Annotated in this window: 5 protein-coding genes; all 5 read right to left on the reverse strand. The window is 52.0% G+C overall.

Translation table 11 applies throughout. From position 1 onward, the window contains the following. Positions 1-9: 9 nt before the first annotated feature. Positions 10-780 carry a thioesterase II family protein gene (locus tag CPA59_RS22200; RefSeq protein ID WP_159077964.1) on the reverse strand — a complete coding sequence of 257 codons (771 nt, stop codon included), beginning with the start codon at positions 778-780 and terminating at the stop codon, positions 10-12. 45 nt (positions 781-825) lie between these two features. Next, positions 826-1,758, reverse strand: coding sequence for a DMT family transporter (locus tag CPA59_RS22205; RefSeq protein ID WP_049842573.1), 933 nt, complete (start codon positions 1,756-1,758; stop codon positions 826-828). A gap of 56 nt (positions 1,759-1,814) precedes the next feature. Further along, positions 1,815-11,525 (reverse strand): non-ribosomal peptide synthetase, encoded by a 9,711-nt coding sequence (locus CPA59_RS22210; protein ID WP_107760710.1) that lies wholly within the window; start codon positions 11,523-11,525, stop codon positions 1,815-1,817. A gap of 360 nt (positions 11,526-11,885) precedes the next feature. Beyond that, on the reverse strand, positions 11,886-12,152 hold the full coding sequence (locus CPA59_RS22215; protein WP_038917369.1) for a DUF1471 domain-containing protein: 267 nt from the start codon (positions 12,150-12,152) through the stop codon (positions 11,886-11,888). A 176-nt stretch (positions 12,153-12,328) separates the two neighbouring features. Continuing rightward, positions 12,329-12,610: a hypothetical protein gene (locus CPA59_RS22220; RefSeq protein WP_107760711.1), complete on the reverse strand. Its 282-nt coding sequence runs from the start codon at positions 12,608-12,610 to the stop codon at positions 12,329-12,331. Between the last annotated feature and the right edge of the window lie 196 nt (positions 12,611-12,806).

A 12,806-nucleotide genomic window follows, 5' to 3' on the forward strand; every position in this document is an offset into this window, starting at 1 on the left:
CCGTCCCTATTATTTCCCATCCGTTTTATTCAAAACATCAGCCGCAATACCTTTAATGATTTGAGTAATATCGTTGATGTGGTCATGAATAAAAAAATGCCCTCCCGGAAAGGAGGCAAAAGTAACGCGGGAACTAAACAGTTCCTGCCACAGCGCAATTCGCTCAGCAGGCAAATAGCGATCCCCATCGCCGGAAAAGAACATCGCGGGAACAGCGTACTTTAAGGTATCGGTATACTGGTACGTCTCCGAAATTTTGAAATCTGCTCTCAGCATCGGCAATAGCATGGCCATAATATCATTGGAATTCAGTATCTCTTCCGACGTCCCTTTCATCTCTCTCAGCATATCGATAAATTTTTCATCCGAAACATGGTGCGTTTTTCTGGCAAGCTGCAATTGATGAGGGGGACGGCTGGCAGAGCCAATAAAAAACGCCGGCAATGGCAACCCGCGGCGCTGCAACTCCACCATCAGAGCAAACCCGATACACCCTCCCAGGCTATGCCCAAAAATGATCAACGGCCGATCCAGCACTTGATGTATATACGTCATCAGTTCGCTTACCACCGCCGACATACTTTCATGCGGCGGCTCCGATAACCGGTATGACCGCCCAGGCAACTGGGCCACCACCACTTCCACGTCTTCCGGCAAATACTCATGCCAGTGTTGATACAGATTCGCGCTGCCGCCGGCATAGGGAATACACAACAACCGGATTCTGGCTGCGGGGTTGGGCCTGAAAACCGTGAATATTCCGGCGGACAGCATATCCATATAAATCTTCTCTCCTTGCATCAGACGAATAGCCAAATCACCTGTTCAGGCGCCTTCTTTCCGGGCCAGTTTCTTTCCCAGCGGAAAAAAACGGATATTCCTGAGGTAACCGGTGCCCAGCAATACCCCGATGATGATCACCGCCATGCCGATTATCTGGATAGGCTCGACGGTTTTTCCCATAATAAAACTGATAGCCAGCGTAAAGACCGGCGTCAGGTTAGTCGTAATTGAGGTTTTTTCCGGCCCCAGCACCTGGCACCCTTTGACCCAGAAGTAATAGGCCAGTACTGTCCCGGCAATAGCCATATAAGCCAATAACGTATAGGAGAGTTGGGATATCGACAGGTAGTCATAGCTGATGTCGTGCGTCAGCGCTGCAAACACCAACATAAATGCAGTACCAAACAGAATGGTCCATCGGGTTGCCTGCACGGGAGGAACATGGGTGATCAGCTTTTTGGTCAAAACAGCATATAAACCGCCACAGGCACAGGACACGATGATCCAGAGGTCCCCGCTGTTATACCGCAGGGAAGAGAAATTCCCCTTGGCGATAACCAAAAACACGCCAAAGACACCCAATATCAACCCAATATATTGAGCCAGCGTGACTTTGGCCTTTAGCAATAACCGGGAAAACAGAATGCTCACCAATGGCATATTGGCCATGATTAGCGCCCCGTTAATAGGCGATGTCGATTTCATCCCTGCGAAGATCGCATAGTTAAAACAGAAAATCCCCAGAAAGCCTAATAAAGCGAGCGAAAGCACGTCCTTTATGGAAAGAGAAATATCCCGACCTTTGAAGATAAAAAGGGTAAAAGAAAAAATAACCGACGCGATAACAAATCGAACAATGGACGAAATGATGGGCGGCAGGTTGGCATCCAGTTCCGCAATGGCATTAAAATTACTGCCCCAGAAAAACACGGCCATAATGACCATGATCCATATATGATTATGTCTTGTATGCATATTCACTCCTGTAAAAAAGAGAGGCCCACGCCAGTGAACCTCTTTCCTTATTTGCTTTAATCAGAAACAGACATCGCTGAATGCAGATATTCCGTTACCTGTTCGAACGCGTTGGATTGGAACAGAATATGGAATGGAACTTTGACGCCCAATTCATTCTCAATCCTGACCGATAGCCGCAGCACCGTCAGCGAATCCAATGCGGCATGAACCGACGCTTGCCGTGTCTCCCTCAGCCAGAGGGTACCGAGCACGGACGCAACATCCCGCTCACCGGACAGCGGGATCGAAAACCGGCGATCATAAGCATCATAGCGACTGCAACCACCGGAACCCAGACCTTTCGCCATCCGATGCAAATCCGGATAAGCCGGCTCGCGGGTCGCCAGCACATCGTTGATAACCCGGTCATACACTGCATGAATAACCTGTAATTGCTCGTCGCTGACCACCTTCCCGTTGGCGTTAAAGATAATATTGATACCACCGGTCTTGATATCGATACCGACATTCACCAGTAACGCAAAGTCGGCATGCTCAAACCAGCGAATCCGGCCGATGAAACGCTGGTCGTCAAGCGCGCTGCCATACACATGGAAATTCGTAAAATTGAACGCCGTTTCGGTCAGTCGTTGCGCGCCGACATCGCGCTGAATCATCGCGTATGGGTAATTACGGTGTGCCAGTACCTCGGTATAATTCTCAGCCACAGCGCCGACGAGCTGCGCCATCGGTATGCGTTCATCCATCTGAAGGCGGAACGGCAGGATATTCAGATGCAGGCCGATCGTGTTATCCCCGCCTTCCTGTTCCAATCGAATATTGCCAAATACCCCGGTCGTGATATCACGCTCTCCCGTTATCACTTGCAATGACACACAGTGACACGCCAACAGCAACTGATTAAGCGACACACCATACACATTGGCCCGATCTTTCAGACGGGTCGTAATATCAGGCGCATACCGTAACGTGCGCTCACTCCATCGCGTAGCAACCGCGGCCTGAGTTCTGGGCAACGCGTTATACCGATAATCAGCCAGATACGATCGCCAGAAGGCTGAACTTTCTGCACTGCTGCGGGATGCAATCTCGTGCGCCACAACGTCACGGTAGTTCAGTCGAGTCTCACGCGGCGGCAGCACTGCGGGCTTGCCCGCCAGCAGGCCGGTGTAGACGTTGAGCAACTGCGTCATCAGGTTTGCCAGGCTCCATCCGTCCAGAATGCAGTGATTGAAACTGAAGGCGAAATGGAAGGTTTCTTCTGTACAGCGAATCGCAAAGAAACGGCCGACCGGCGCAGTTGTCCAGTTGAAACCGGTCTGTTTCTCCTGCTCAAACCAGCGATCGATAAAGCGCTCCTGCTCCGCAGCAGACAGATGTGAAATATCCATTTCCGTCAGTGGCAATGAAACATAACCATGCACAATCTGCATGATTTGACCGTAGCGGCTAAAGTCAAACGAGGTACGCAGTACATCATGTTCGGCAATCAACGATTGCAACGCCGTTCGGAAGTGCTCGCTGTCGTAAGGCAATGCAAGTTCATAACACAACAGGTCATGGAAGACGCCCTGGCGAACATCCAGTTCGGAGTGATAAATCATCCCTTGTTGCAACAGCGTTGCCGGATACGCATCCACCACACCCGCAGGTATCTGTCGCCGCTCTTCCGACGTCAGCAAAGCAAAAGGAGTCAGAGATGCGGCTTCCCGCTGACTGTCTCGAGAAAGGCACTCAGCCATCTTTCTGACCGTCTGCAACCTGAACATATCACTGACCTTGAGAGTCATCCCGGCTTGCTTGAGTTTCGCCACAATCCGGATCGCGTGAATGGAATCGCCGCCCAGAGTGAAATAACTATCATCAATGCCGATTCGCTCCAGCCCCAGCTCTTGCGCAATCAACGCGGCCAGCATCGCCTGCGGCGCGGTTTCCGGTGGAATATACGCTTGGGTATTCAGCACGTTATCAAACGGGTTGGGGAGCGATTTACGGTCCAGCTTACCATTTACCGTTATAGCGAACTTCTCGACCTCAACCAGATAAGCCGGGATCATGTGCGAGGGGAGTAACGCCTGAAGCTGCTGACGCAAGGCTCCGACATCCATCGAAGTCCCGACAGCCAGTTGGTAATAACCGGCCAGCGCCTTACCGCCGTTGTCCCGTTTCAACACCACCACCGTTGACTGAATGACGCCGTCCACTTTCGACAACGCGGCATCTACCTCCTGAACCTCAATCCGGTAGCCATTGATTTTCACTTGGGCGTCTTCACGTCCCAGATACTCCAGGTCGCCATTCGGCATCCTGCGGGCGATATCGCCGGACCGGTAAGCGCGGAAGGTCTGTGTTCCGCTTTTCAATGTAACAAAACGCTCGCGATTCAACTGATCCCGCTCATGGTAACCCAACGTAACCCCGCTGCCGCCGACAAAGATTTCCCCCGGCGTTCCTACGGGGACCGGCTGTAGCGCCTTGTTCAGCAACGAAACCGTCAAATCCGGTATCGGTTCGCCAATCAGACTGCGGGTGCCATCACAGTCACGTTGGGTAATTTCGCGATAGGTCACGTGTACGGTGGTTTCCGTAATGCCATACATATTGATTAACCGCGGACGGCGATCGCCATAGTGTTCGAACCAGGGTCTCAACCCTGCAATATTCAACGCCTCGCCGCCAAAGATGATGGACCGTAGGCTAAACGTAGGCCGGATATCGCGAGATAACGCCTCATTCTTAAACAGCTCAAAGGCCGACGGCGTCATGTTCAGGCGCGTGACCTGATGCAGCGCAGTCAGATCGACCATGCGAGTAATATCATGGGCTTCGCCGGGAGAAACCACGACCAGCTTGCCGCCATAAAGCAATGCGCCCCACATTTCCCACACCGAAAAGTCGAACGAAAGCGAATGGAACAGCGTCCAGACATCATCCGATGAAAAATCAAACCAATGCTGAGTACTGCCGAATAGCCGCAGAACGTTGTGATTGGCAACCAGAACCCCTTTCGGATTCCCGGTCGAACCTGACGTGTAGATGATGTACAACGGATCATCCGGTGCGACCTCAACGCTGGGATTCGAAGACCCGGCACTGTCCACTCTGGAAATATTCAGGAAAGTGCGATTCCCGAACGAACCGGCTTCATCCGTCGTTAATACCACCTCCAGACCGGCATCTTGAATGATGTAATCGATGCGCTCCTGCGGATAGGCGGGGTCAATAGGAACATAGGTGGCTCCCGTTTTCACGATCGCCAGCAGGCAGACGATTGCATCCAGATTTCGGGAGCAAAATGCGCCGACTCGCTGCGTCGGTCTGACGCCACGTTGGTTGATGAGATAGCTGGCGATACGGTTCGCGCGTTCGTTCAAAGCCCGATAGGTGATATAGCGGTTTTCGAAAACCACGGCTTTCTTTTCCGGGTAGGTCGCCGCAATATGCTCGAATCTCGCCTTGATACTCTTTTCCCGGAAAACGCGGTCGGTCGCTTTCGGCACCTTCAGTTCAAAACAATCCCGTTCGGACAATAGATCCGTCGTTTGCATCGCGGCATCCGGTGCAGCGGACATCGCACCCAGCACGGCGAGGTAATAGCCAAGATAGCGATCAATCTGCTCGGCGGTAAACCGGCTGGCGTTGTAATTGACCGTGATTTCCATCTGACGGGTGAACTTGTTATTGATGAAGTTAACCAGGTAATCAAAGTTTGTCTGTTCAAAATAGCTGGCGTGCTTCAGCACAAGATCGTCGAGCGAGGAAAGGCGATCGTAGACATGGAAATCCACATAGTTGAAGTTACTGTCGAACAGAGAACTCTGCTCCGCCAGCTTCTGAATGTCGGCCAACGGCATAACGTGGTAGCCAATCAACTGATGTTCCGCCTCATGGACCGCCAGACACAGCTCACGCCAGCTCGTACGTTCGATATTCACGCGCACCGGCACCGTATTCAGGAACAGCCCGGCAGCGGCATCCACCTGCTCCATTGCCGGACGCGCATTCATGGTGCAACCCGTGGATACATCCTGCGTGTTGGTGATCATGCCCAGCACCTGCAGGTGCGCGGCAAGCATCACCGTTTTGACGGATACCCCTACATCGCTGGCCAGCGCATCAACTGCGGTTACCAGCGAAGCAGGCCATACCCGCCCCCGGCTCTGCCAGACGTAATCCGCGCCGTCGCCGTCCGCCAGACTGGGAAGCTCAGCTACCTGTAGCGCCTGCAAATACTGCTGCCAGAATGACCGTATTTCCTGATTCTGTCGGGCTTCTTCTTCCTGCTGAGCAACGATGGGCTGAATCAGCAGTTCCGTTTCCTGTACCGAGCCGGCAGCTATCGTTTCCTGACGATAAAACAGCACCAGGTCCGTCACCAGCGACGCCACACTCCATCCATCCAGAATGGCATGATGGAAGCTGAAACCAACCACCAACGAGGTGGGGTTCTGCAATGCATTGATCCTGAAAAGCTGACCTGCGGCAAAATCAAAAGGACGCTGTTTTTCAATCGCTACCCAATCATCAAACGCCGCCTTCAGTTGCGCGTCAGCGGCCCCGTCATCGTACACATACCTGCAAGGGATCTCTGCGTTCTCAAACAGCAATTGCATGGGTACATTGCAGGATGCCAGATCAAAGGCGCTGCGCAGCACCGGATGCTTACAAGCCAGTTGCCGCACCGCACGCTGGAAAGCGGCGCTGTCGTGTTTATCGAACGCGAACACAAAATAAAACACGTCGTGATAGGTATGCGCATGCAGATCAGAGTGATACAGCATTCCGGTCTGCAGCAAAGACGCCGGCCAGGCATCGCTACAGCCGACAGGCAGTTTGCCCGCCTCGTCATCAGAAACAAACCGGCGACGAACGTAGTCTTGCGACGGCAGATGCGCTTGCGTCGTCACCAGTCTCGCTGCCATATCTGATAACTTACGATGCTGGAAAACGTCCCGAAGCGTTATCTCATAGCCCAGTTCTTTCAGCCGGGACACCAGCTTCAATGAAACAATGGAATCCCCGCCCAGACGGAAAAAGTCGCCGTCACGCGAAATCGCCTCGATTTTCAGCAGTGACGACCATACCGCCGCCAGCGCCTTTTCTTGCTGCGTTACCGGCGCAACAATCCGTGATTCCTGTTGATAGGCATCGGGATGAGGCAACGCCTTCCTGTTTTTCTTGCCATTGGGGGAGAGTGGGAAATCATCCAGCCGAATATACAGGCTGGGCACCATGAATTCCGGCAGCACTTTCGCAAGAGCATGCTCAAACGCCTCGTGCTCACCCTCGCCGGTGTAGTACGCCACCAGTTGTTCCTGCCCGGAGCGCGACTTATGCACACTGACAATCGCTTCTTTCACGCCGGAGATATTTTCCAACTGGCTTTCAATCTCACCCAGTTCAATTCTCAAACCACGGAGCTTGACCTGGTTATCTACCCGGCCGAGGTATTCGATATCGCCATCGCGGTCAAACCGCGCCACATCGCCGGTTTTATACATAACGGGCGATAGCGCCGGGTTGATCAGATTGCGGATGAACGCTTTGGCGGTCAGCTCCGGCTTATTGTGATACCCCCTGGCCAAGCCGACGCCGGCGATATACAACTCCCCTTTCACGCCAACCGGCACCGGGCTCATAAACTCATCCAGAATGTACAGCTGAATGTTGTCGATGGGCCGGCCGATCGGCACCTTACCCCCCTTCAACCCCTGGTTGCAGGACCAGAAAGACACATCAATCGCCGCTTCCGTCGGGCCGTACAGATTATGCAACTCAACGCCCGGCAAGCTTTCCCGGAACGCAACCACCGTATTGTTGGGTAATGCCTCTCCGCTGCAAAAGACGCGTTTGAGCGGGGTATGGCGCATCACGCCGTTCTGCTCCAGGAACAGGGATAGCATGGAAGGAACAAAATGCAGGGTGGTGACGCCTTTACGGCCAATGACCTCCAGCAATGCTTGCGGATCTTTATGAACTTCAGGTTTTGCCACCGCCAGCGTTGCCCCGTACATCAGCGGCCAAAAGAATTCCCAGACCGAAACATCAAAACTGAACGGCGTTTTCTGCAAAATGACGTCATGCGTAGTGAGTTGATACGCTTTCTGCATCCAGGCCAGGCGGTTGAACACGCCTTGATGGGTGTTCACCACCCCTTTGGGATTGCCCGTCGAGCCGGAGGTATAAATCATGTAGGCGGCGTCGTCTGCCGTCAGTTGCGGCAGCGCCAATGCCGTATGCCCAACGCCGGTCAGTCGGCGAATATCCACAGTGAAAAAGGCATTATCGCCATGACCAGGCATACGCAGCCCCGCTTGCGTCAGCACCAGTCGCGGTTGTGAATCGGACAGCATGTATTCGATACGGTCCGCAGGGTAATTCGGATCCATCGGAACATAAACCGCTTCGGCAAACAGCACGGCCAACAGGCTCACTACCATCTCGGGCGACCGATTCATGTAAACGCCGACAAAGTCCCCTTTAGCGACCCCCTGTCGCTTGAGTTCCGCCGCCAAAGCCGCAACATGCCCCCCCAACTCCGCATAACTAAGCCGAATATCTTCATATTCCAGCGCGGTTTTCTCCGGGCGACGCATTATCGAGTCATAAATGAACGAGACGATATTGCCATCACCATAGTCATACGCGGTGCGGTTCCAGTCACAGGTAACGTGCTTTATCTCGTCAGGGCTCATCATTGGGCATGGCAGAACGGCACTGTCGGGCTGGCTTGCCATATTCACCAGCAGATTCCGCCAGTGCTGCGCAAAGCGCGCTATCGTTGACTCGCCAAATAAATCCGTGGCGTACTCGATTTCCAGGGTCAGATCGTCGGTATGGTGGTCCCGAAACAGAGAGAACTGAACATCAACCTTCGCCCCCTGAGAGGAGCGCCGATGCCTGTCGACTTGCAATCCGGAGAGTGTCAGCGGCGTTTCGTCCTGCTGTAGCACGAACAGGGTCTGATAGAGCGGGTTATACCCCAGGTTGCTGCCGATATTCAGCCGGTCGATGACGCTGGCGATATCGTAGGACTGATGCAACATGCCTTCATCAAGCGTTGTCTGAATCTGGCGCAACAACTCCCGCAGCGTCATGCCATCCTGAAAACAAATGCGTATCGGCAGGGTATTGGCAAAATAGCCCAGGGTGCTTTCAACCTCATGCCGGACCCGGTTTGTCACCGGAGTCGCGATCACCATATCGCGCTGTCCGGTATATTTCGCCAGCAAAACGGCATAGGCTGAGAGCAGGCCGACATATGGCGTACACCCTTCTTCTCTGGCCAGCGCCACAAGCGGTTGATACTCCGCCGCGCGGATAGTCAACCAACGGTGCGCCCCGTGGAAGGAAAACACCCCCGGTCGGGAGTAATCGGTCGGCAATTCCAGAAGTTCCGGCGCGCCTTTCAGTTTTTCAGCCCAGTATTCAACATGCTGGCTGTCGTTCTGACGGCGCTCCCATTCGGCGTAGCTAAAATAATCGATGTGCGACTCATCCCGCACGCTCTGGATATCGTTCACGCTCTGGATATCATTATAGTTATCCGATAATTGCTGAATGAATAAATTATGTGACCAGCCATCACTGATGACATGGTGCATAACAACGGATAATTGCCATGTCTGCGCACTCTCCCGATACAGTGCAACGCGTAGCGGCAACGCATTAAACAGATCAAACGGACGAATACGCTGCGCCGTCAGCTCCTGCTCTGACTGGCAGCGTACGATTTCAAGGCGCGCTTCAGATCTGGCGGCCTGGAAAAATTGCCCGCCGATATCGTCAAATCGGGTAACCAATACCCGATTGTCAGCAATCAATTTTTGCAGTGCAGCATTGAGTCTGTCGCTGTCCAACTCACCCGAGATCACAAAATCCATCGGGAGATTATAGGCCGTCGATTGTGGTGACAATTTCTGTAAAAACAAAAGATTACTTTGTACGCGGCTCGTCTTGTAAGCGGACTGCTGCAGATTAACCACCCGATCCGCCTCAATATCGTTATCGTTCCCGCTTTTCAATATCGATGCCTGCCCGGCGATAGTTTTTGCCGCATAAAGCGCATCAAATGTGATCCGGTATCCCTGTTTTTTTAGCTCGTTATAAACCATGAAATTTTTTATTGAATCACCGCCGACCGAAACAAAGGAGCGATCCGCCGCAATGGCATCAAGGTTTAAAATCGAGCACCATATCCGGTGTACATCGCGCTCTTCCTGTGTGCGCAAATGGTGTTCATTAATCGTCTGGCGCGGCGCGCTCAGTTGTTCATTCGCCATTGCCAGCAGCCGTTGCCTGTCAATTTTATCATTCGGCAACTTAGGCAGCTTATCCATAGCGCGGATAACCGAAGGGACGACCTCTTGAGGCAGCACCCGCTCCAGCGCCGCGCGTACCTGCTGCTCACTGACCGGCATGGCGCCTCGGATGTCATAGAACAGGCAGATCCGCTTGTCTGACAGACGGGTATAGGCCAATACGGCAGCAGCACCGTGAATACCCGGAATAGTCAGCGCCGCAGATTCGATTTCACCCAGTTCAATACGCACTCCACGAATTTTTACCTGACTATCAATACGGCTGACAAAGACCAATTCGCCACGCTCGTTCTGACGCACCAGATCGCCCGTCCGGTAATAACGCTTATTGCCAAATGATTTTAATGTAAGGAATTTTTCATCTGTTGCCGCCGCGTTATTGAGATACCCCTGCGCCAGACAATCGCCGCCGATATAAAGCTCGCCTTCCTCTCCTGTCGCCACTTCATGGCCTGCATTATCCAGCAAGCGCAAATCCACCTGGCGGATCGCTTTGCCAATCGGCGCATCGCCATTCAGCGGGGACGTGACCAGGTAATCCGTTACGTTAATCGCACACTCGGTCGGACCATAAATATTCAGTAATGGGATATCAAAACAGGCAAAATGGCTATCAATAAGCTGCTTATCCAGCACCTCGCCCCCGGTCGCCACCATCCTTAACTGCTTACAACGGGGGAAAAGCTCACAAGCCTGAAGGGCCCGCAGCATTGACGGCACCACCTGAATCAGGGTCACGTTCTGCCTGATCATCAGTTCACACAAATATTCCGGATTACGTTGCCCCCCTTGTTTGGGGACGACCAGCCGCCCGCCGCTCATCAGAGCACAGAATATCTCCCTGACGGCGGCATCAAAGGAAAGCGCGGATTGCTGTAAAAATGCATCCTGGTGATTGATATTATAGGTTTCAATTTGGTGGGATATATTATTCAGAACACCAAGATGGGTATTAACAACGCCTTTAGGATTACCGGTTGAGCCTGATGTATAAGTGATAAAAAAAGGATCGTTTTTATTAATTTCAATATCAGATAAGGCTCGTGCATCAGATGTTGATTTTTCGTTATCAAGTATGTCAATAATCTGAATGCTATCTGTAACCCAATTTACTTCCTCACCCCGCCTGGATATAAGAAATCGACTATTCGAATTATCCAGCAGATATTTCTTTCTGGCTTCAGGAAGGTCCACCTCGATAGGCATATAACAGCAACCCGCCTTCAACACGCCCAACAGCGCGATAATAGTCTCAACGCTTCTCCCGAAAGAGATACAAACTATCTGATTTTTCTGCACTCCGGCATTTAACAAACGCATTCCTGCTGCATCGGAAAGCTTATCAAGTTGCGAATATGTAACAGAGCGACTTTCATCGACGACCGCGATGTTCTCTCCATTCTCAACAACCTGAGCTTTAATATAATCAAGCGCGAGTTTCAATGTGTTCTCCTTAACGCTGGCTGAAATAATTTATTTTCACTGAGGAGTGGAACAGACAAAAAAATAAAGAAAACAACCTATGAGATTCACATTGACAATACAAATAGCATCATAATATATAATTACTACAATAATTTTATATCAATAAATAATTATGATACCAAATTATTAAAAATGAAAATTTTATGAAAATAATTTAATAAGAATGTCACAAGAGGAGTTTAATAATATCGACACCTTAATATTTTAGATGTTCTTAATATTATTAATGCGCTTTATTCATATATATAGCCAAATATCAGAAACAACAAAGCCGCCCGAAGGCGGCCATTGTTGCTGATGATAACGATAAACCGGTTATCAGTTGTACAATTCAGCCACACCGCGCATCTGGTTTTCACCGGAGGTGGCGGAGATGATGCGGAACGATTTGGCGCCGGCCGCATTGGCTTTTTCCGACAGGCTGGCCTGCAGACCGTCCAGCGTAGCGGCTGTCGCGCTGACGGTGCCGACGGACAGGCTGGCGGACTGCTGTACTTCAGTCGCAGTGGACGTGGTCGCAGCGAAGGTGCCGAAAGAAACGGTAGCCAGGGCGATAACTGCAACAATATTTTTGATAGCTTTCATGGTCAATATCCTTCACGTTGAATGGGGTGAGTATTCTTTTCAGGAGGCGTTCTCGCCTTCGATGGAAGTGATAATAGACCTGTTAACGCGACGTTAAAACCGGGTTTATTTGCAGATATCTTTCAAAATATGTGAACAATATTTATTCATGTCTTTCCGCCTTTTCCCCGCCGGATTTACTGCGGCGGGCACACCCACAGCGTGTTGACGCACGAACCGGGCTTACTGTTGCCGGCCGCCGGATGCACCGGCATGCATCCGTCGATCGCCGGTGTCTGGCCTATCGCCTGAACCCTGTCCGGGTGCGCCAGCAAATATTCCGTCACAATCCGGCGGATCTCCGCCCGCTGCGCCTCGGTAAATTCACGATTGCCATCCGCCGGATAAGGCGCAATAGCCAGCCCGCATAACGGCAGCATCAGCAACACCCCGCCTGCCGCCAGCCTGTTTACTTTCATGATTGCCTCCTCACCTCGGGAGATCCGCTATGGCAGGCTCACTTCCCCCATGAAATGGGCCTGCCGCACAGCGTATCTAAGCCGTGTCGCCATCGGTTGTCCGATCCCCTCAACGATGCCCGCCCGCATTCGGTTAGCGCCGCTCCGGGAACACGCAGTCAGGCTACCGGTCAGGCGGTAAATTTGTCGTAAAAGC

The organism is Dickeya sp. Secpp 1600 (genome assembly GCF_003049805.1).
In the GTDB taxonomy this organism is placed as follows: Bacteria; Pseudomonadota; Gammaproteobacteria; order Enterobacterales; family Enterobacteriaceae; genus Dickeya; species Dickeya fangzhongdai.